Source organism: Haematobacter genomosp. 1, assembly GCF_002196855.1.
In the GTDB taxonomy this organism is placed as follows: Bacteria; Pseudomonadota; Alphaproteobacteria; order Rhodobacterales; family Rhodobacteraceae; genus Haematobacter.
Window position 1 is genome coordinate 85,772 of record NZ_NIPW01000007.1, and the last position, 20,191, is coordinate 105,962.

The 20,191-nt window shown below is 63.8% G+C and carries 17 protein-coding genes; 11 read left to right on the forward strand and 6 right to left on the reverse strand.

Annotation, left to right across the window (positions count from 1 at the left end):
- Nucleotides 1–132 precede the first annotated feature (132 nt).
- From CDV49_RS04880 to CDV49_RS04900, 5 genes are all read left to right on the forward strand, one after another.
- Nucleotides 133–1,461, forward strand: a complete 1,329-nt coding sequence (locus CDV49_RS04880; protein WP_256947249.1) for a TRAP transporter large permease — start codon at nucleotides 133–135, stop codon at nucleotides 1,459–1,461.
- The gene (locus tag CDV49_RS04885) at nucleotides 1,458–2,405 is read left to right on the forward strand and encodes a hypothetical protein (protein WP_088214447.1); all 948 of its coding nucleotides are present in this window, start codon (nucleotides 1,458–1,460) and stop codon (nucleotides 2,403–2,405) included. The genes CDV49_RS04880 and CDV49_RS04885 overlap by 4 nt, the downstream gene beginning before the upstream one ends.
- Complete coding sequence (locus tag CDV49_RS04890) at nucleotides 2,381–3,058, forward strand: aspartate/glutamate racemase family protein (RefSeq protein WP_143413119.1); 678 nt, start codon at nucleotides 2,381–2,383, stop codon at nucleotides 3,056–3,058. The genes CDV49_RS04885 and CDV49_RS04890 overlap by 25 nt, the downstream gene beginning before the upstream one ends.
- 243 nt (nucleotides 3,059–3,301) lie before the next feature.
- Nucleotides 3,302–4,492 carry an acyl-CoA dehydrogenase family protein gene (locus CDV49_RS04895; RefSeq protein ID WP_088214536.1) on the forward strand — a complete coding sequence of 397 codons (1,191 nt, stop codon included), beginning with the start codon at nucleotides 3,302–3,304 and terminating at the stop codon, nucleotides 4,490–4,492.
- Nucleotides 4,489–5,556 carry a phosphotransferase gene (locus CDV49_RS04900; RefSeq protein WP_088214449.1) on the forward strand — a complete coding sequence of 356 codons (1,068 nt, stop codon included), beginning with the start codon at nucleotides 4,489–4,491 and terminating at the stop codon, nucleotides 5,554–5,556. The genes CDV49_RS04895 and CDV49_RS04900 overlap by 4 nt, the downstream gene beginning before the upstream one ends.
- A gap of 1,382 nt (nucleotides 5,557–6,938) precedes the next feature.
- On the opposite strand, the gene blh is transcribed toward CDV49_RS04900, so the two are convergent.
- Nucleotides 6,939–8,228 carry a bifunctional sulfur transferase/dioxygenase Blh gene (gene blh / locus CDV49_RS04905; protein WP_179209120.1) on the reverse strand — a complete coding sequence of 430 codons (1,290 nt, stop codon included), beginning with the start codon at nucleotides 8,226–8,228 and terminating at the stop codon, nucleotides 6,939–6,941.
- Between the two features lie 254 nt (nucleotides 8,229–8,482).
- Here blh and tauA point away from each other — a divergent pair, with 254 nt between their 5' ends.
- From tauA to CDV49_RS04930, 5 genes are all read left to right on the forward strand, one after another.
- Nucleotides 8,483–9,460 (forward strand): taurine ABC transporter substrate-binding protein, encoded by a 978-nt coding sequence (tauA, locus tag CDV49_RS04910; RefSeq protein WP_088214451.1) that lies wholly within the window; start codon nucleotides 8,483–8,485, stop codon nucleotides 9,458–9,460.
- A 37-nt stretch (nucleotides 9,461–9,497) separates the two neighbouring features.
- Nucleotides 9,498–10,280, forward strand: coding sequence for a taurine ABC transporter ATP-binding protein (locus CDV49_RS04915; protein WP_088214452.1), 783 nt, complete (start codon nucleotides 9,498–9,500; stop codon nucleotides 10,278–10,280).
- Nucleotides 10,273–11,085: an ABC transporter permease subunit gene (locus CDV49_RS04920; RefSeq protein WP_088214453.1), complete on the forward strand. Its 813-nt coding sequence runs from the start codon at nucleotides 10,273–10,275 to the stop codon at nucleotides 11,083–11,085. Before CDV49_RS04915 ends, CDV49_RS04920 begins: the two co-directional genes overlap by 8 nt.
- A gap of 97 nt (nucleotides 11,086–11,182) precedes the next feature.
- Nucleotides 11,183–12,652: an alanine/glycine:cation symporter family protein gene (locus tag CDV49_RS04925; RefSeq protein WP_088214454.1), complete on the forward strand. Its 1,470-nt coding sequence runs from the start codon at nucleotides 11,183–11,185 to the stop codon at nucleotides 12,650–12,652.
- On the forward strand, nucleotides 12,616–13,359 hold the full coding sequence (locus tag CDV49_RS04930; RefSeq protein WP_143413120.1) for a hypothetical protein: 744 nt from the start codon (nucleotides 12,616–12,618) through the stop codon (nucleotides 13,357–13,359). Before CDV49_RS04925 ends, CDV49_RS04930 begins: the two co-directional genes overlap by 37 nt.
- A gap of 34 nt (nucleotides 13,360–13,393) precedes the next feature.
- On the opposite strand, the gene CDV49_RS04935 is transcribed toward CDV49_RS04930, so the two are convergent.
- From CDV49_RS04935 to CDV49_RS04950, 4 genes are all read right to left on the reverse strand, one after another.
- The gene (locus tag CDV49_RS04935; protein WP_088214456.1) at nucleotides 13,394–14,416 is read right to left on the reverse strand and encodes an ABC transporter substrate-binding protein; all 1,023 of its coding nucleotides are present in this window, start codon (nucleotides 14,414–14,416) and stop codon (nucleotides 13,394–13,396) included.
- 33 nt (nucleotides 14,417–14,449) lie between these two features.
- Complete coding sequence (locus CDV49_RS04940) at nucleotides 14,450–15,223, reverse strand: ABC transporter permease (RefSeq protein WP_088214457.1); 774 nt, start codon at nucleotides 15,221–15,223, stop codon at nucleotides 14,450–14,452.
- Entirely contained in the window at nucleotides 15,220–15,993 is a 774-nt protein-coding gene (locus tag CDV49_RS04945; RefSeq protein ID WP_256947242.1) for an ABC transporter ATP-binding protein, read from the reverse strand. Before CDV49_RS04945 ends, CDV49_RS04940 begins: the two co-directional genes overlap by 4 nt.
- A gap of 337 nt (nucleotides 15,994–16,330) precedes the next feature.
- A complete protein-coding gene (locus CDV49_RS04950; RefSeq protein ID WP_088214458.1) occupies nucleotides 16,331–16,810 on the reverse strand; it encodes a MarR family winged helix-turn-helix transcriptional regulator in 480 nt (159 codons plus the stop codon).
- A 144-nt stretch (nucleotides 16,811–16,954) separates the two neighbouring features.
- Here CDV49_RS04950 and CDV49_RS04955 point away from each other — a divergent pair, with 144 nt between their 5' ends.
- Nucleotides 16,955–18,241, forward strand: a complete 1,287-nt coding sequence (locus CDV49_RS04955) for an MFS transporter (protein ID WP_088214459.1) — start codon at nucleotides 16,955–16,957, stop codon at nucleotides 18,239–18,241.
- A gap of 35 nt (nucleotides 18,242–18,276) precedes the next feature.
- Here the strand turns inward: CDV49_RS04955 and CDV49_RS04960 are convergent, their stop codons facing one another.
- On the reverse strand, nucleotides 18,277–20,157 hold the full coding sequence (locus tag CDV49_RS04960) for an FAD-binding monooxygenase (protein WP_088214460.1): 1,881 nt from the start codon (nucleotides 20,155–20,157) through the stop codon (nucleotides 18,277–18,279).
- Nucleotides 20,158–20,191 lie beyond the last annotated feature (34 nt).

The following is a 20,191-nucleotide window of genomic DNA, read 5'->3' on the forward strand; positions in this document are numbered from 1 at the left end:
GTCTTGTTCACCCGCGGCTACGGCGTCGATGTCCCGCGCGACACATCGCTCCGGGATCACCTCGCTGGCCGCCCCTTGCGCATCCTGCTTCTCGGGCTCAGCCTGCTGATGGCCTGGGGCGCGCTTCGGGTGATGACCGGCTTCGATCCGCAGGCGACGGGTCTGAAGATCGGCGTCTTCCTGTTCGTGATGTTCCTGCTGCTCGGTTCGGGCGTCTGGGTGGGCCTTGCGCTGATGGGCGTGGCCTATGTCGGCATGATCGGCTTTACCTCGCGCAATCCCGGCTCATCGATGTCCATCACCACCTGGACAAGCGCATCGGGCTGGACACTGACATCGCTGCCCCTGTTCATCTGGATGGGCGAGATCCTGTATCGCACCCGGCTGAGCGAGGATATGTTCAAGGGGCTCGCGCCCTGGCTTGCGCGCTTTCCCGGCGGGCTTCTGCACACCAACGTCGTGGGATGCACGATCTTTGCGGCGGTCTCCGGCTCCTCGGCGGCGACGCTCACCACGGTGGGCAAGATGTCCATCCCGGAACTGCGCCGGCGCGGCTATCCCGAGTTCATGATCGTCGGCACACTCGCCGGGGCAGCAACGCTGGGCCTGATGATCCCGCCTTCGATGACCTTGATCGTGTATGGGGTTACGGTGCGTGAAAGCGTCACCAGCCTGTTCATGGCAGGTGTTTTCCCGGGGCTGGTGCTGGCGGCCATGTTCATGGCCTATATCGCCGTCTGGTCGGTGGTCCGACGGGATCAGACCCCCCCCGCAGAACCAAGGATGAGCTTTGTCGAAAAGCTGCGGAACTCTCTGCTGTTGCTGCCCGTCATCGCGCTGATCGTGCTTGTCATAGGCTCCATGTACCTGGGCTGGGCCACGGCGACGGAGGCTGCTGCCTTTGGGGTGATCGGGTCGCTGACACTGGCCGCGTTGCAGGGTTCGGTCACCTGGGCATCCTTTCGGGACAGCCTTCTCGGGGCGGTGAGGACGTCGGCCATGATCTCGCTCATCCTGATGGGGGCTGCATTCCTGACGCTGTCGATGGGCTTTACGGGGGTGCCGCGCGCGCTTGCCGGCTGGATTGCCGGGATGAACCTGTCGCCGGTGGCGCTGATCGCGGCGCTGACCGTCTTCTATATCATTATCGGCATGTTCCTTGACGGCATTTCGGCGGTCGTGCTGACCATGGCGATCATAGAACCCATGATCCGCGCAGCCGGGATAGACCTGATCTGGTTCGGCATCTTCATCGTCGTGGTGGTGGAGATGGCGCAGATCACACCGCCAGTCGGGTTCAATCTCTTCGTGTTGCAGGCCATGACCCGCCATGACATGGGCTACATCGCCCGCACCGCCTTCCCGATGTTCCTCATCATGATCCTGATGGTGGGCGTGCTGGTGGTGTTCCCCGGTCTGGCGACCTGGCTGCCGGCCGTCATGATGAAGAGCGGGAATTGAACGTCAGCTCTCCGTTCGACTGGCTCGGCCGGCATGCCCGGCCGATCCTCCCCGCGGGCCTGCTGCTCGTCGCACTGCTTCCCTCCAGCGGCGGCAGGCTCACTCCCCTGCTGCCCTGGCTGGTTGCGGCGCTGATCGCCATGTCCTTTGCCCGGATCGACCTGCGGCCCCTGCTGGCCGACGCCCTCAACCCCCGGCGTGCGGCGGGGCTGCTGATCCTGCTGATGCTTTCCCAACCGGCGCTCGCCCTGCTGCTCTCGCAGATGGGTCGCGCCATCGGTCTGTCGCAGGAGGCCCTGCTGGCGACCGTCGTCTTCGCCGCGGCTCCCCCGCTGAGCTCCGCCCCCGCGATCGCGCTGATGCTGGGTTATGACGCGCGGCTCGCGATGCGGGTGATGTTGACGGGAACGCTGCTCTCTCCGGTAATGGTTCCCCTGAGCTTCTGGATGGCAGACCTGTCCGGCACGCTGCCCCTTGAGATCGCTCTGAGGACCGGCGCCATGCTGGCGGGCGGCGTTCTTCTTGGTCTGGGAATGCGCCGATTGCTCGGGCCCGAGCGTCTGGTGGCCAATGCCCGCGCGCTTGACGGCGTGGCGACCGCGCTGATGCTGGTGTTCCTGCTGCCGGTGATCGACGGGCTTGGCGCGCGCATCCTCTCCATGCCGGGACTGGCGCTGGAGCTTGCCGCGCTGGCCTGCGCTCTGAATTTCGGCGGTAACCTGCTGCTTCGAACGCTTGCAAGGGGCCGCGTCTCCGGCCCCTCCGCGGCAAGTGCGGGGCTGGTGTTCGGCAACCGTAATGTCTCGGTCGTTCTTGCGGCGCTGCCGGATCCGACAGTCGCTTTTTTCGTCGGCCTGGCCCAGTTGCCGATTTACCTGACGCCTGTCCTGCTTGGCTTTTACGACCGGTTTGTGACCAGATGTCGCCTTTCATCGGAATCCTGAGCCTCGACACGCGCTTCCCGCGGATCATGGGCGACGCGGGAAATCCCGCGAGTTACCACATGCCCGCGCGCGTGCGGGTGGTCAGCGGCGTCAGCAGTCCCGACATCGTCCGTGATGAACGCCCGTCGGCAGAGGTGGTGGCACGCTTCATCGCTGCCGCGCGCGAACTGGAGGCTGAGGGCGCGGTGCTTATCACCTCGACCTGTGGATTTCTCATCCTCGTTCAGGACGACATCGCCCGAGCCGTTCGGGTGCCGGTGCTGCTTTCCGGCCTCACGCTGATCCCCGTCATACGCCGGCTGACGGGGGATCGGCCCCTGGGGATTCTGACGGCGTCCGCGCGCAGTCTCGGGACGGAGGCCCTTGCGAAAGCCGGATGCTCCGGCTTGCAGATACATGTCGCCGGCATGGAGCAGCACCGGATTTTCGCTGAAACCTTCCTCACACCCAAATCCGCGCAGCCCGCGGCGCTGGACCGCGCGGCCATGGGTGCGGCCGTCACGGAGGTCGCGCGAACGATGGTTGCCGCCCAGCCGGATATCGCCGCCCTGATTCTCGAGTGCGGAAATCTGCCCCCCTATGCGGCGCAATTGCGGGCAGCGGTCGGGCGGCCTGTGTACTCGATTCTCGATGGAGCACGTCTTATCGCCTGACCGCCGATCAGGAAGTGAACCCTCCGGGGGTTCCCGGTCACATCAAGGGGCCTGGGCGAGCTTCGAGGGGCGCCGGAGCGATCCTGCATATCCCCCCGCGTTCCGCTCCCCATTGCAAACCTGTCTCCGTGTGAGCGCTCCGATCTCCATCCGGTGCGACCATGGATTGTCTGACAATAATCCTCTTGGTAAGATCATCGGGCAAATGCTGCCGCAGCTCGACAGCGGCGGAAGGAGATGAGCATGACACATACACTCGAACGGGCGGGACTATCGAACCGGGCCCTGGCCATGGCGGACCGGGTGGAGCGGTTCGTTCTGGATGTCGTCGCCCCATATGAGAAGGATCCGCGCCGCACGTCCCACGGACCGAGCGATGAGCTGGTCACGGAACTGAAGGCGCTGGCCCGTCAGGCGGGCGTGCTCACCCCGCACATCCTGCCCGACGGAAGCCACCTGACGCAGAGGGAAACGGCGGCGGTGCTGATCCGCTCGGGGCTGTCTCCCCTTGGTCCCCTGGCCTGCAACACGGCAGCGCCGGATGAGGGGAACATGTACCTGCTGGGCCATGTCGCCGCCCCCGCCCTGAAGGAGCAGTTCCTTCAACCGATGATCAGGGGAGAGAAACGCTCCTGCTTCCTGATGACCGAACCTGCCGAGGATGGCGGCGCGGGCTCGGATCCGTCGATGATGCTGACCACGTGCCGGCAGGATGGCAACCACTGGGTCATCGACGGGCGCAAGACCTTCATCACCGGAGCGGACGGCGCGGGCGTAGGCATCGTCATGGCAAAATCGGACGAGGGCGCCTGCATGTTTCTCGTCGATCTTCCGCATCCCTCGATCCGCATCGAGCGGGTGCTGGATACGATCGACAGCTCCATGCCGGGTGGCCATGCCACGGTGCGGATCGACAATCTCCGGCTGCCCGCGGATCAGATGCTGGGTCAAAGCGGCGAAGGCTTCCGCTACGCGCAGGTCCGGCTGTCCCCCGCGCGGCTCAGCCATTGCATGCGCTGGCTCGGAGCCTGCATCCGGGCGAACGGGATCGCCACCGCCTATGTCAACCGCAGGATGGCGTTCGGCAAGCCGCTCATCGACCATGAGGGTGTCGGGTTCATGCTGGCAGAGAACATGATCGACCTGAAACAGGCCGAGCTCATGATCTACTGGTGTGCCGATGTGCTGGATACCGGCACTCTCGGCACGGCGGAAAGCTCCATGGCCAAGGTCGCGGTGTCGGAGGCCCTGATGCGGGTGGCAGACCGCTGCGTGCAGATGATGGGGGGGCAGGGCGTCACCGAAGATACGATCGTCGAGCAGGTCTTCCGGGAGATCCGTGCCTTCCGCATCTATGACGGGCCGACGGAGGTGCACAAATGGTCGCTCGCCAAGAAGATCAAGCGCGACTGGAAGAAGGGACAGGCGGTATGAGCGCGACGGGCGGCGACGCCAACCTCGGCGCAGGTCCGGTGCGGGAGGGCTTCCACTTCGACGAGGCCGCTCTGAGCCGCTGGATGGCGGAAAACGTGGCGGATTTCGCCGGCCCGATGACGGTATTCCAGTTCAACGGCGGCCAGTCCAACCCGACCTACCGGCTCCACACACCGAACCGCGACTATGTGCTCCGCCGGAAACCGGCGGGGCAGCTCGCGGCCGGTGCCCATGCGGTGGACCGGGAGGCGCGGGTGCTTGCGGCGCTCGGAGGCGCGGGCTTCCCCGTGGCACATGTCCATGGCCTGTGCATGGATGAAACCGTCATCGGCAGCTGGTTCTATGTCATGGAGCTGGTGGAGGGGCGCATCTTCTGGGATGCGGGGTTCATCGAACTGCCGAAGGCGGAGCGGCGCGCCTACTACGAGGAGATGAACCGGACCATCGCGCGCCTTCACGGCTTGGACTATGCCGCGATCGGGTTGGGTGATTACGGCAAGCCGGCCAACTATTTCGAGCGGCAGATCACCCGCTGGACCAAATCCTACCTCGCCGATACCGATGCGGGGCGGGATCCGGGAATGGACCGGATCGTGGAATGGCTGCCGACAGCCATCCCCCCGGGGGATGAGACGAGCCTCGTTCACGGCGATTTCCGCTGTGACAACATGATTTTCCATCCGACGGAGCCCCGTATCCTCGCCGTGCTGGACTGGGAGCTTTCCACTCTTGGCCATCCGCTTGCGGATTTCGCCTATCACGCGATGATGTACCGAATGCCGCAGGACATCGTGGCAGGCATCGGCGGGCGGGATCCCGTGGCGCTCGGCCTGCCGACGGAGGAGGAGTATATTGCGATGTATTGCCGAAACACCGGCCGAAGCGGCCTTCCGCACTACGACTTCTACATCGCGTTCAACTTCTTTCGCATGGCCGCGATCTTCCATGGGATCAAGGGCCGCGTTGCGCGAGGGCAGGCCGCTTCCGCCAATGCCGCGCAGCGGGTGCAGGCCTATCCCCGGCTTGTGACCCTTGCTCTTGAGGCAATGAACAACTGCCGCTGAACCGAGATGCCGCAGCCTGCCCGGAACTTTCCTCAAGGGGAGTGCCGGCGCTGCCTCCTGACGCGGGCTGCGGCCGGTAGGTTGCTGGCGCAATGAGGGAAGCGCATGCGTAGAAGACAGCGATCAGGCGCAAGGGTATCCGCCACATCCACTGCCAGTGTGTAGTGCGCATTGAAAGGGGCACGGCTACGATCAAGAGGTTGGACGCCTAAGGTCATTGAGACTGGGCAGGAGATGCCAAGGAAATTGATCATTGCCAGCACATCGATGGTGGCCGGGATGTGAGAAAGCGGGCAGCGCGGAGACCCCAGGTATCGCAGCGGTGCCCGCCTTCGTCCTAGAAGGGCGGGAAGCACGGCAGCGGGGCATAGGGATTGGCACCCACCTCCTTTGATCTCTGCTCATTCCGATGTGAATATGGGGTGTGAAAATTCGCTCCTTGTACCCGAATACTGCCGAAACTTGGGTTCCAGGAAAAAGGGGGGCTGGATCGAGCCTCCCTTCCGTCCTGCACCAAGCCTCGCAAAACCTGTCATCGGCGGACGACCGGCGAAGTGCGGCGCGAGTAATCCAGGCGTCAGCGGGCACGATCAAAGACACCGCGCGCTCGCGGCAGCACCGGGTTGCCGATGAATGGCATCGGAAGACCCACGCCACTGCCGAATGCCAGCCGCGTTCTTATCCTACGACGAATACTGAGCCGAGCAGCCTGCCGAGCCGGCGCCAATCCACCAAAATTCCGGCAAATGCTGATTCCTGAGCCGAACTACAGTCCCAGCAGCAAATACATCTGTATGGCGCAGCGCCCTGCCGGGGCTCTGTGGATGTCACTAGCTTATCATCATGGCCGAGCGTTCGATGCCAATGCGCGCGGCGACACCGACCGGGTGACATCTTCCGCGACGACCAGTCGCGGCAGTGGATGCGCTGCAGGACCAGTGACGGAGCATACGAGGTCCGATCAGCCATAGCGCCCGCAACTTCATCTCAGACGACGGGCAAAGACCAGCGTTGCCCATCGAAAACTCCAGCCGCCGATGACCGGACCACCTGAACCGCATCGATTCCACTCATCAGTTCGACGGCGAACTAGGCCCAATTGCGGCGAACGCGGAACGATCAGGGGTTTCTAGCCCGCGTCCACTCTCAAGGTCCGCGATCCTGCCGGTCGTGGTATTTGCACGGAAAGGCGTTGCAACAGGACCTGGCCCTCACTTATCGCCTGTGCTTGAGCAGCCGATCATCTCAAGCAAGCTCCGTCGATCACAGCGTTCCATGCTATGGGACTTGCGGGAACCCCCGGGGGGCCGCTGGCGCCATAGCAGGGCCGCCTCTCTGCCTAGGAAAATGGACGTTACGCGCAAAGCGCCCCCTTTCCATGCTCACCACACAGCGCCTGGCAGCACGTCGAGCGGAATTTTCAGATAACGTATGCCGTTCGACTCCGGCTCGGGCAAACGGCCCCCGCGGAGGTTTACCTGAAGGGCGGGCAGGATCAGCTTCGGCATCGGAAGGGTCGCATCCCTCGCCTTGCGGAGCGCAAGAAACCCGGCCTCACCCTGCCCCATGACATGCGGGTTTTCGCGTTTCTGTTGTGCCGGCGTACTTTCCCAGCGCGGATGACGGCCACCCGGCAGGTAATCGTGGCCCGTGAACAGCCGCGTCTCATCCGGCAGGGCGAGAATGTCGCAGATGGACCGCCAGAGCGCCTCTGCGCTTCCACCGGGAAAATCGGCGCGCGCCGAACCGCCATCCGGCATGAAGAGCGTATCATGGATGAAGGCCGCATCCCCGACGATATAGGTGATCGAGGCGAGCGTATGACCGGGAGACGCCATCACGCGCCCTTCGAGCGAGCCGATGCGGAACGTATCGCCCGGCGCGAACAGCCGATCCCACGGCGATCCGTCCATCGGAAAATCCGCGAGGTTGTAGATGTCGCGCCAGAGTTTCTGAACTTCCAGCACCTGCGCACCAATCGCCATCGGTGCCCCCGTGCGTTCGCGGAGATAGGCGGCGGCGGAGAAATGATCGGCGTGGGGATGGGTGTCGAGAATCCACTCTACTTTCAGTTCCTGCGCAGCCACATAGGCAAGCAGCCTGTCGGCGTTTTCCGTTCGGGTGGCTCCCGATTTCTCGTCGAAATCGTGCACAGGGTCGATGATGGCGCAGCAGCGCGTCGCGGGGTCGCTCACGACATATTGGACGCTGGAGGTCCGGGGATCGTAGAACCCCTCCACGACAGGCGAACGGGCCGCATCACGCTCCAGCCACGCCGACGCAAGCGCCAGGTCGTGTCCCCGTTCCTGCCCGAAGGCGATCACCTCCGCGGGGGACATCCTGCCCGCGAGCGCTTCGGCGAGCACATGGAGCAGCAGCGCACGCTGCCCGGTGGCACAATATGCAAGTACCTGCCCCGGCCCGGCGGTAGCACGGGCGAAAGCGGCGATATCGGCCCGGGTTATTGCCTCCACCCGGACAGGAATGAAGTCGTAGGCCAACCCCGCCGCGAGCGCCTGCTGCTCCGTACCCGAGCCGAAGTGACGGGATGCCTCATCCTTCGGCAGCAGGTCGACTATTCGCGCGAATCCCGCCTGCGCGATGGTGGGAAAATCGGCGGGGTCGGGCTGACAGAAGATGCTGAGCCGATCGGAAATGCGCGAGATCTTCAAGATTGTCTCCTCGGATCGACGAACATGATCGAAATGGCGCATCCTTACCATAAAATGGCCGGTGCCGCACCGCTGCGCAGCGGGACAGTATTTCCCCGACCTGCGTGGATATCACGCTTGGTAGATGAAAATTCCAGCAAAGCGACCGATGATGAAACACACACATGGTATGCTCCCGAAATACAGAATAGCCGAAAATGCGGTTCTCGAGCACATTTCCCCGGCCTTCGCTCAGACCTCGGGAGAATTCCGCCATGCCGCTTCGCCTCACCCTCGCGCTTGCAGGTTTGCTTGCTTCCGCCGCCTTCCCCGCGCTGGCGGAAGACCTGCGTATCGGCTGGCAGCAGATCGTGGAACCCGCCCGCGTCGCGCAGGCAGACGGCGCCTATGAGAAGGCGACCGGTGCCGAGATCACCTGGAGCCTGTTCGGCGGGGGTGCGGATGTGATCGCAGCGATTGCATCGGGCGCCATCGACATCGGCTATGTCGGTTCCTCGCCTCTCACCGCCGCCGCCTCCCAAGGTCTGCCGATCGAGGCCATCTACATCGTCGGAAACATCGCCGAAGCCGAGGCGCTGGCGACGAAGGGCATCACCACCCCTGCCGATCTGAAGGGCAAGAAGATCGCCACGCCCTTCGTCTCCACCGCCCATTATTCGCTGCTCACCGCGTTGAAGCACTGGGGCATCCAGCCCACGGAGGTGAGCCTGCTGAACCTCCGCCCGCAGGAGATTGCGGCCGCGTGGGAGCGGGGGGATATCGACGGCGCCTATATCTGGGATCCCGTGCTCAACCGCATCAAGTCAACCGGCGGCACCGTGATCGCCGACAGTTCGGACGTGGCGTACTGGGGCGGTCCGACCTTCGACGCGTGGATCGTGCGGAAGGATTACGCCGCGCAACACCCCGAAATCGTCGCGGCTTTCGTCAAGACGACGGGGGATGCAACGGACAGCTATCTGAATGATCCTGCCGCCTGGGGAGAAGGCTCGGAGGCGGCGGAAAAGATCGCCAGGCTCACCGGTGCTCCTGCCGCCGATGTGCCGGCCCTTCTTAAGGGTTATGCTTTCGCCGGGCTGAAGGATCAGGTTTCGCCTGCCTTTCTGGGCGGAGCGACAGCGGCAGCGCTGAAGGCCACCGCTGCCTTCCTGCAGGAGCAGGGGTCCGCCCGGGCACTGGAGGATTACGGCCCCTATGTAAACGCGAGCTTTGCCGAAACTGCCCTCAAATGAACCGGACGGGCACACCCTTTTCGCGGCTTGAGGCAGAATGTCCCTCCTGAGTCTTCAGCATGTCTCTCTCCATTATGGACCGGCCGGCACGACACCGGCGGTCCTGAACGGCATCAACCTCAATCTTTCGCGGGGGGAGTTCATCTCCATCATCGGCCGTTCCGGGTCGGGCAAGACTTCTCTCCTCAATCTCGCGGCGGGCTTCGTCTTTCCCAGCGCGGGCCATGTCATCATCGACGGAAACCCTGTGACCGGGCCGGGGCCGGAGCGCGCAGTGGTCTTTCAGGACGACGCGCTCTACCCATGGCGCACCGTGAAGGAAAATGTCGCCCTGCCGCTTAAGCTCGCAGGTCGCCCGGCGTCGGAGCGGGAAGCGCGCGCCCGGGAGCTTCTTGCCGCCGTGGGGCTGGAAGGCGCGGGCGACAAGCGGGTCTGGGAACTGTCCGGTGGCCAGCGGCAACGCGTGGGCATCGCCCGGGCCCTTTCGGGGCGACCGGAGTTCCTGTTGATGGACGAGCCGCTCGGCGCGCTCGATGCAATGACGCGCGACCAGATGCACGAACTTCTCCTGCGCCTGTGGAAAGAGAGCCATGCCGGGGCGCTGCTCATCACGCACAGCGTCGAGGAGGCGCTGTTTCTTTCGACGCGCGTGGTCGTTCTCGCGCCGAATCCCGGGCGGATCGCGCTCGTCGAGGAGGCGGAGTTCGGCTGTCGGTTTCTTCAGGGGGAGGACCCGCGCAAACTGAAATCGGAGCCGGGGTTCATCACTGCCCGCGAACGGCTCGTGGCGGCGATCTACAGGAGAGACGGGGATGGCTGAGACGACGCTGCATATCGCCTCCAGCGGCAGCCGCAAGCGACTGCCCTTCGGGGCCTTTATCGGAATCCTCACGGTGGCGGCGCTGCTTGCCCTCTGGGCAGCGGCATCCGGCCTGGGCTGGACCTCACCCGTGTTCCTGCCATCCCCCTCCCGCGTGGCGGATGCGATCCTGACCGCCGCGACGACCGGCTATGCCAATGCGACGCTCTGGCAGCACATGGCCGCAAGCCTCTGGCGGGTGTTCGCGGCGCTCGTCTGCACGCTCGCCATCGGCGTTCCGGCTGGTCTGCTGATCGCGACCTCTCGCGTCGGTCGGGGGATTCTCGACCCGCTTATCGAGTTCATCCGCCCCCTGCCCCCGCTGGCCTATCTGCCGCTCATCATCATCTGGTGCGGTATCGGCGAGGCGTCCAAGATCCTCGTCATCGGTATTGCCATGCTGGCCCCTATCGTCATCTCCACCGTATCCGGCGTCCGCGCGGCCGGTGAGAGCCAGATCCGCGCCGCCCGTGCCTTCGGCGCAACTCCGTGGCAGATGATCCGCGAGGTCATGTTTCCCGCAGCCCTCCCCTCGATCTTCACCGGCGTTCGCATCGCGCTCGGCGCGGGCTGGACGACGCTCGTCGCGGCGGAACTGGTCGCGGCGACGCGGGGATTGGGCTATATGATCCAGTCTGCGGCACAGTTTCTGGTGACAGACATGGTGATCGCTGGGATTCTCGTCATCTCCGCACTGGCGACGCTGTGCGAGATTGCCCTTCGCTATGCGGAACGGCGGCTGCTCCCCTGGGTGGGAAAGACCTGACCAATCGCCGGAGTGACGGTTTATCATCACGGACGCTTGACATCTGAAGCCAAAGACCATCGTCAGACCCGGAGTGTAACAACGACGGAGACGGACAGTGGACAATCTGGAACAGACGCTCGGGGCTATCGGCTCCGTCATCTGGGGGCCGTGGCTGCTGATACCCCTGCTGCTCGGAACCGGGCTTTACCTGACAATCCGGCTGGGCGGCATCCAGATCGTCCGGTTGGGCGCGGCCCTGCGGCTTGGCCTCATCACGCGCAAGGATGATGGAGCCGAAGGCGATATCTCCCAGTTTCAGGCATTGACGACCGCCATGGCGGCGACTGTGGGCACGGGCAATATCGTGGGCGTGGCGACCGCCATCGCCATCGGCGGGCCGGGCGCGCTGTTCTGGATGTGGATGACGGCGCTGCTGGGCATGGCATCGAAATATACCGAAGCGTTCCTGGGCGTGCGGTTCCGGGTAACGGATGCGGCGGGCGAGAAGTCCGGCGGCCCGCAGTATTACCTCGAGCGTGGCATCAGGAACGGCTTCGGCAAGTTTCTGGCCATCTGCTTCTCCATCTTCACCGTCTGCGCCTGTTTCGGCATCGGCAACATGACGCAGGGCAACTCCATCGCGTCCAATCTGGAGCGGAGCTTCTCCGTGCCGCTCTGGCTGACCGGGGCAATTCTGGCGGTAATGACGCTGATCGTGCTCGTGGGCGGGATCAAGTCCATTGGCCGCGTGACTGCCGGCCTCGTTCCGGCGATGATCCTGTTCTACGTTCTGGGCGCGCTCTATATCCTGGCCACGAACATCGGCTCGGTGCCCGCCGCCTTTGCAGAGGTCTTCCGCTCCGCCTTCACCGGCTCCTCCGCCGTGGGAGGTTTCATCGGCTCCAGCATCATGATCGCCATCCAGTATGGTGTGGCGCGGGGGATTTTCTCCAACGAATCCGGTATGGGTTCCGCCGCCATCGCCGCCGCCTCCGCCCAGACGACGCATCCGGTTCGGCAGGGCCTGGTCTCCATGACACAGACCTTCATCGACACGATCATCGTGGTATCCTGCACGGGTCTTGTCATCATCACCACCGGCGTCTGGAATCAGGTGGACCCCGCGACCGGCGCACAGATCTCGCCCGCGATCATGACGGGCGAGGCTTTCAGTCATGGCCTGCCCGGAGAGTGGGGGCACTGGGTCGTGACCATCGGGCTCGTGCTCTTTGCCTATTCCACCATTCTCGGCTGGGCTTACTACGGCGAGCGAAATGTGGAGCGGCTGATCGGCCGGCGGGGGGTCATGCCGTTCCGCGTGCTCTTCTCCCTCGTCGTGTTCTTCGGCTGCACCGTGCAGCTTGGCGTGGTGTGGAATTTCTCCGACGTCATGAACGGGCTGATGGCCATTCCGAACCTGATCGGCCTGCTGATCCTCTCCGGCCTCGTCGCTCGAGAGACACGGGCCTATCTCCGTCACGATCCGAAGCTCGAGGCGTCGCGCGTCGAGATCGAGCGCTTCATGACGGGCGAGCCGGGCTGGGAGGAATGGCAGACGTCCGAGCGGACGGCCGTTCACCGCTGACATGTCGAAGGGCGGCGGCATCCGAAGCCGGCGCCCTTCAATTCGCTTGGGAACTATTACCATTATCGGTTAATCTCGCAGCATTTGAAGCGCAGGGTGCGGCCATGATTTTTCCGCTTTTCCAACAATCGACATTTGCTCTGGCGCTTGTATTGGCCGGTCTGCTCACCAGTCCGGCCCAAGCCCAGATGAACACGGACGAAGATGAGATGCAGCGCTGCGTCTGGCAGTGCCTGTATCACAATCCGGGCGCCTCGAACCCGCGCTATCACGCCTGCGTAAAGCAGATGTGTGAAACTCCACAGACGCCGCCTTCCCCACGCTCTGCCGTCGTGCCCAGAGCGCAGTGGAAATACGGCGCGGCCCGGAGCGGCGAGCATTTTGCAGGCGTGGATGTGCCGGGCGGGTCGCTCACCTATCTCTGCAGGCCGGACGGCAGCGGATTGGTGGGCGTCGGCGGTATCGGTGGCTCCGGCGCAAAAGCGGAGCTTCGCGTGGATGACAGGCCGACCGGGCTGCATTTCTCGCCGCGGGGCAGCGCGCTCTTCGCCGATCTCCGGGCAGGAGCCTCCATATCGCGCATACTCATGGCGGGACGGACAGCGGAGGTCAGGGACACCGCCACCGGCCGCGCCCTCACCTTCCCTCTTGGCGGTTCCGCCGCAACCATCGCGCAGGCGATGAAAGGTTGCGGCATCGCGCATTGACATCGTCAGGCGGGCAGCCTGCGGCCCGGGCCTTTTATTCGCCGACGACAACCAGTCGCCGGGCTTCCAGTGGCGGCAGAAAGGCGCGGCTGAACACCTGCTCCGCTGTGGGCAGGGCGGTGAGCTGATACCCCTCTCCGACGATCGCGATGGAGCGGGTCAGTCGCGCATCGTCCAGATCGCCAAGGCCGATCCGATCCGCCTCCTCCGACTGCATCAGGTTGCGGTAGGCAAACAGCATCCGCTCCCTCTCCAGCTCCGCGTTGGCAAGGTTGTCATAGGCGGTGATCGCCTCCACACCCGCCTGAGTATCTGAGCCGATCTCCACCGCCGCGCGGTTGATGGCGCGTACCAGCCCTGCGACGGCCTCCGGGTGCTCTTTCGCCATCTTCTGCGAGACCATGACCCCGTTGGAATAGAGGTCGAGACCGAAATCACCGAAGTTCAGCCAGTTGTAATCCTCCGCCGGGTTCTGCCGGTTGGCGATCAGGTTGAACCAGCTGGTGATATTGAAGATCAGCGCGCCGTCGATATCGCCCTTGATGAGCATCGGCTCCTGCAGGTTCGGCGCCATGTTGGTGACGGCGACCTTGTCCATGTCCACATTGTTCACCCGCCCCAGGACGGTCACCAGACGTGTCGTGGGCGTGCCCTGCGCCCCGCCCAGGGTCTTGCCCTCCAGATCGGCGGGTGTTTTTATCCCCGTCTCCTTTTTTGAGACGATGGCAAAGGGCGGCTTGCTCCACATCTGATAGACCATGAGCGGGGTCTCATCAGGCCGGGTGGCAGCGTTCTGGATGATCGCGTTGATGTCGCCGAAGCCGGCGTCGTAAGTGCCCGACATGATCCGCGTGACCGTGGCGGCGGACCCTTCCCCCTGATCGACGGTGACATTCAGCCCCTCCTCCTTGAAGTAGCCCTTGGAGAGGGCGAGCAGGATCGGGGCGTCGGACCCTTGGGTCTTCCAGCCCAGCGTGAAGCGGACATCCGTATCGGCATGAGCAGCGCCGGTGAGACAGAGGCCCAGGATCAGGCCGGTAAGGCTCTTGCAGAACATGGCAGTTCTCCGTGTTGGAAGGGGAGCAGGAAATCAGGCAGCAAGACCATCCGCGCGCCGGTCGGCCCATCCGACGACACGGCGCTCGACCAGCGAGAAGATCGCGTAGAGGGCGACACCCATGACGGCGAGGATGAACAGCCCCGCAAAGACCAGCGGCACGTCGAAGTTGGAGGAGGCGGCCATCATGACATTGCCGATCCCCTTGTTGGAGGCGACCGTCTCCGCCAGCACGGTGCCGACGAAGGCGAAGGTCGCGGCGATCTTCAGCGAGGCAAAGAAGAATGGCATCGTCCGGGGCAGCCCGACATTCAGCAGGATATCGAGCTTGGAGGCTCCGAGCGAACGCAACACATCCTCCAGCTCCGGCTCGGTGGTCGCAAGCCCGGTGGCGATATTGACGACGATGGGGAAGAAGCACATCGCGAGGGCCGTCAGGATCGCCGGCACCGGACCGACCCCGAACCACAGTACAAAGATCGGCACGACCGCGACCTTCGGAATGGAGGAGAAACCGATGAGGAGCGGATAGGCGGTGTCATAGGCGATGCGGGACGTGCCGATCATCGCCCCGATCACCACGCCTACCGCGACCCCCAGGGCAAAGCCGATCATCGTCGTCCAAAGGGTCTGCATCATATGCGGCCAGAGAACCGGCATCCGCCGGATCATCACCTCGAATACCTGGCTCGGGCGCGGGACGATCAGGTCGGAGACGTTCAGCGCGATGCACAGCACCTCCCACGTCGCGAAGAACAGCACGATCAATCCGGCAGCCCAGAGATGGCGTCTGACACGATAGCTCATATCGCCGCCTCCGAGGCCATGCGCGCCTCGGTGATCCGCTCCCGAAGGCGCTGGTTCAACGCCACGAAATCCGGTGCAAATGTCATTTCAACCGTCCGGGGGCGCGGGAATTCGACCGGGCTATCATCGATGATCCGGCCGGGGCGCGCGCTCATCACGCAGATGCGGGAGGCGAGGAAGCCTGCCTCCTTGAGATCATGGGTAACGAGCAGCACCGTTGGACGGCGCTTGATCCACAGATCCTGCATCGTGCTCCAGAGCTCCTCCCGCGTGAACTGGTCCAGCGCGCCAAACGGCTCGTCCAGCAGCAGAAGGCTTGGCTCATGGATCAGCGCACGGCAGAGGTTCGCCCGCTGGAGCATCCCGCCCGAAAGTTGCCATGGGTAATGTCCGGCGAATTTCGACAGGCCGACATCTTCCAGCAGCGCATGTGCCCTGTCGCGATACTCGCCACGCTTCTTGCGTTGATAATCCTGCCGGAACGGCCGCACGATGCGAAGCGGCAGCATGACGTTCCGCTCGATGGTGAGCCACGGAAGCATGGTCGGGTTCTGGAACGCCATCCCGACGCGCAGCGCCTTTGCCGTCACTTCCCGCCCGCCCACCATCACGGCTCCTCCGGTCGGTGCCAACAGCCCGGACGCAAGCCGCAGGATGGTGGACTTTCCACAGCCAGAGGGGCCGACCAGTGCCAGAAACTCCCCTTCCGCGATACGCAGCGTCGTCGGCTGCAGCGCCTGAATACGCTTCGTACCGGCGCCAAAGGACACCGAAGCCCCCGATAGCTCGACTGCCGGTGCGCGTCTGGATGCCGATTGGGCAACGGTCGAAGGCATGAAAACTCCCATATGGATTGCATGTATGTATTGCATGCAATCTGAGGAAACATTCATGCGTACCGATGAAATGTCCAAGCGCGTCTAAATGCACGGCGGCAAAACTCTTATGACTGCATAGTGACGCGCCGAATATTCGCTGCTTGCTGTATTATTGGGCGATTACACAACGAGAAGCTCCCCCGCGGCCTTATCATTCATAAAACAATATATGCATATAACGCCGTCGGTGCAGGATCGCATACAGAGGAGGAGCGCATGAAGCGCCCTCTCAGCTCCGGGCCTGGTCCGTCCGGCTATCGCGAAGCGGAGCGCGGCTCCGGTCATTGCCCGCATCCGTCAGCTTGGACAACAGGGCCAGGAACGTTCCCCGCTCCTCCTGCCCCAAGGCATCCACGATGTCCGCCTGCACCTTTTCCACCCAAGGCAGCGCTGTCGCGAGCAGGTCATCGCCGGCTTCGGTCAACCGGATCTCCCGCGCGCGACGATCCCGCACGCTGACCTCACGATGGACCAAGCCTTTCTGCTCCAGCCGTTCTACCACGCCCCCCAGCGTGACCCGGTCATAGGCGATCAGCCCGGCCAGCGTCGCCTGGTCTATGCCCGGATTATCCCGGATCGTGGTGAGGGCCGCGTACTGTACCGGCGTGAGGTCCAGCCCTGCCTCCGCCATGCGCGCCGCAAAGAGCGCGACCGCTATCTGCTGAAGACGGCGGATCAGATGCCCGGGGAGTGTGTAGAGGCTGCTCATGCCGCTTCCTAGCGTGCCGCCACGTCGCGGCTCAAGCGCCATTTAAAAAGTATGCTTACTTATATTGATAAGTAAGCTACATAATTACGGGATGGTGGCCGGGGATGCCGCCTTGCAAAGCGAACCTGTGGGAGGGAATACAACATGACAACCGAAGCGGCGGCAGAACGCCGCCGGAGACGAACCGTCGCCTGGGTCGTGGGCCTTTCGATGGCCGGACTGATGTTCGATGGCTACGATCTCGTGGTCTATGGCACGGTGGTGTCCACCTTCCTGCGCGATCCTTCGCATCTCGGTCCCGTCGATCCCGCACTGGCTGGCGCGCTTGGGAGCTATGCGCTTCTCGGTGTGCTGGTGGGTGCGCTGCTGGCGGGCAGTTTCGGCGACCGGCTCGGGCGGCGGAGGATGATGCTCGGGGCCTACGCGTGGTTTTCCATCGGCATGCTCATTACCGCGCTGACGCATACAGCCCTGATGTTCGGCATCTTTCGCTTCTTGACCGGCCTTGGAGTGGGCGCGCTGCTCGCGACGACGGCGGCACTGGTTTCCGAATATGCGCCGCCCGGCAGAAAGAACCTGTACAACGCGATTACCTACAACGGTGTACCGCTTGGAAGCCTCGCCGCCGCGGCTCTCGCGATCCTGCTGCTCGACCAGATCGGCTGGCGCTGGATGTTCGCGATCGGCGGGCTGCCGCTGGTAACCCTGCTGCCGCTCGCCGTTTTCAAGATGCCGGAATCTGTGGCCTGGCTCGTCTCCCGCGGGCGGATGGACGAAGCGCGTGCAGTGGCAGAGCGCACGGGTCTGCCGATGCCGGAGACCGCTTCCATCCAGGCGGCCGAGACGGGAAGCGGCGCTGGCTATCGCGGCCTTTTTGGAGATTTCATGCTGCCCGCTCTTCTGATCGGACTGATGAGTGCCACGGGATTGCTGCTCGTCTATTCGTTGAACACATGGTTGCCGGAACTGATGCTGCGGGCGGGCTACAATGCCAAAGGCTCGCTCTCCTTCCTGTTGGTCCTGAATGGCGGCGCGATGGTGGGGCCGTTGATCGCTGCCAGGTTTGCTGACCGGATGGGGCCCAAACCGGTGGTGGCCATGAGCTTCCTGACAGGTGCTGCCGCAATCCTGCTGCTGACGCTTGATCTGCCCATCGCTGTGCTGCTTTGCATCGTCGCGCTGGCCGGCGTGGGAACCAGCGGCACGCAAACCCTGATCTATGGCTTCGTCGCCAATTATTTCCCCACGCGGGTCAGGGGTGCGGGCGTGGCGTGGTGCGCGGGGTTCGGACGGTTGGGCGGCGTTGGCGGTCCCCTGATCGGCGGCCTGCTGATCGCGGCAGGTCTGTCAATCCAGTCGATCCTGATGATCCTCGCGGGACTGGCCCTCGTCGGCGTCCTGCTGACAGCGCTGATCCCCGACCGTGGGTGAGGAACGGGCCGGAACAACACCCCGGCCCGTCATTTTCAGCGGAGGGTGAGCAGCCCCGCAAAGTACTGCCCCAGCCGCTCCCGCGCATCGAGCGGGAGCACCTCTCCGATATACTGATCTGGGCGCACGACAATGATGCAGCCGCGCGCCCGGTCTATGGCCCGCATATCATAGATATCGGCGGCCGGATCGACGCAGAACGCCTTCTCGTAATCCTTCAGCCCCAGGCGACCCTTCTGCGGCCACAGAATCGGCGGGAGTTCGTCCATGGACATCGCCTGATGCGAGGCCTGGAACACGCCCCTGACATCGAACACTGCATCCACGTCGGCACCCGCCGGAGTGTAACGGTGAATAGGGGAGGCTTCCGAGTTCAACCAGTCGCAGAGCGCGGCGAAATCTCCGCTCAGCCCTTCGGCACCCGCAAACAGATAGATACGCCAACGTCCGTCCGCTTCATGCACATGGCCAAGCTGCATCGGTTTCGCATCGGCAAGACGGATTACCGGCGCGGAGTGGAAGCGCATACCCACGGGCAGCCCCCTGGCCAATACCTGGTCCCGCCCTGCCCCCGTCAGCCTTGAGGGGGTGTACCGGGTCGCGGTGCCGGCGGTGAACCGGCCCTGCCTGATGAAATAGCGCTGGAACTCCGCCGGATCGATGCCGTCGTCGTCCTCTGCCGTTTTGGGCTTGGCGCTGAACATCCTGGCGAATTCGCGATCGAAGTCGATCAGCTCCTGCGCTATCGCCTGCCGCTCCGCCGAATAGCTGTGCAGCAGCTCCGCCCCTGCCAGCCCGCGCAACACGGCGGCCAGCTTCCAGCCGAGATTGAACGTGTCCTGCATGGAGACGTTCATTCCCTGTCCCGCTTTCGGACTATGGGTGTGGCAGGCATCGCCCGCAATGAACACCCGCGGCAGGCGGCTGTCTTCCTGCCCGGCGGGCACGTCATCGAACTTGTCCGTCAGTCGTTGGCCGATCTCATAGACGGACCACCAGGCGACCTGCTTCACATCCAGAACATAGGGATGCAGGATGCGTTGTGCCGCGGCGACAAGCTCATCCTGCGTGATGTTCTTCGACGACACGCGTTCGTCTGCGGCCAGCTTGTCCAGCTCCACGTAGAAGCGGACGAGATATCCCCCCTCGCGCGGAATGATGAGGATGCTTCCCTCGCTCGCCGAGTGGATCGCTGTCTTGAGGCGGATATCGGGAAAATCGGTATAGGCGAGCACATCCATGACGCCCCACGCCTGATTGGCGCTGTCACCGCGGAGCTCCCGCCCGATGGACGCGCGCACCACACTCCGTGCTCCGTCGCAACCCACCACATAGCGGGCGCGGATCGTCTCTACCCCCTCGTCTCCCGTCGCATCGACCGGCTGCAGCCTCACGACAACCGGAGCATCGCGTTCTTCCGGCACTGTCAGATCGACAAGCCGGAGGCCGTAATCCGGCATCAGCCGTGTGGGAGCGTTGGCCATCTTTTCAAGATAGAAATCATGCACGCGCGCCTGATTGAGAATGACATGCGGGAATTCCGACAGCCCCTCCTCCGTATCCGCGATGCGCCCGTGGCGGACGATCTTCTGCTCCGCTTCGTGGCCCGGCTTCCAGAATGTGGTCTCGTTGACCCAATAGGCCTCCCGCTCCACCCGGTCGGCAAAGCCGAAGGTATTGAACATTTCCATCGTGCGGCAGGCGATCCCGTCGGCCTGACCAAGCTCCAGCGGCCCGGCCTTTCGCTCCACGATCCGCGTGCTGATCTCGGGGAAGGCGGCCAGCTGCGCAGCGAGCGTCAGCCCGGCAGGACCGCACCCGATGATCAGGACATCGATAATGTCCGTGGGCAACACAGGCGCGGCCTCCTGCACATCCGGGGCGCCGGTGCGGAAGCCGTTGAGATGAAATTGCATGAGCGTCCTCCCTCAAGGTGTCTGATCTTGCCGT

Coding starts and splice junctions, on each gene's coding strand:
- CDV49_RS04880 (WP_256947249.1), top strand. CDS start 133: ATGACCGGCTTCGATCCGCAGGCGACGGGTCTGAAGATCGGCGTCTTC.
- CDV49_RS04890 (WP_143413119.1), top strand. CDS start 2,381: ATGTCGCCTTTCATCGGAATCCTGAGCCTCGACACGCGCTTCCCGCGG.
- CDV49_RS04895 (WP_088214536.1), top strand. CDS start 3,302: ATGACACATACACTCGAACGGGCGGGACTATCGAACCGGGCCCTGGCC.
- CDV49_RS04900 (WP_088214449.1), top strand. CDS start 4,489: ATGAGCGCGACGGGCGGCGACGCCAACCTCGGCGCAGGTCCGGTGCGG.
- tauA (WP_088214451.1), top strand. CDS start 8,483: ATGCCGCTTCGCCTCACCCTCGCGCTTGCAGGTTTGCTTGCTTCCGCC.
- CDV49_RS04915 (WP_088214452.1), top strand. CDS start 9,498: ATGTCCCTCCTGAGTCTTCAGCATGTCTCTCTCCATTATGGACCGGCC.
- CDV49_RS04920 (WP_088214453.1), top strand. CDS start 10,273: ATGGCTGAGACGACGCTGCATATCGCCTCCAGCGGCAGCCGCAAGCGA.
- CDV49_RS04930 (WP_143413120.1), top strand. CDS start 12,616: ATGGCAGACGTCCGAGCGGACGGCCGTTCACCGCTGACATGTCGAAGG.
- CDV49_RS04935 (WP_088214456.1), bottom strand. CDS start 14,416: ATGTTCTGCAAGAGCCTTACCGGCCTGATCCTGGGCCTCTGTCTCACC.
- CDV49_RS04940 (WP_088214457.1), bottom strand. CDS start 15,223: ATGAGCTATCGTGTCAGACGCCATCTCTGGGCTGCCGGATTGATCGTG.
- CDV49_RS04950 (WP_088214458.1), bottom strand. CDS start 16,810: ATGAGCAGCCTCTACACACTCCCCGGGCATCTGATCCGCCGTCTTCAG.
- CDV49_RS04955 (WP_088214459.1), top strand. CDS start 16,955: ATGACAACCGAAGCGGCGGCAGAACGCCGCCGGAGACGAACCGTCGCC.
- CDV49_RS04960 (WP_088214460.1), bottom strand. CDS start 20,157: ATGCAATTTCATCTCAACGGCTTCCGCACCGGCGCCCCGGATGTGCAG.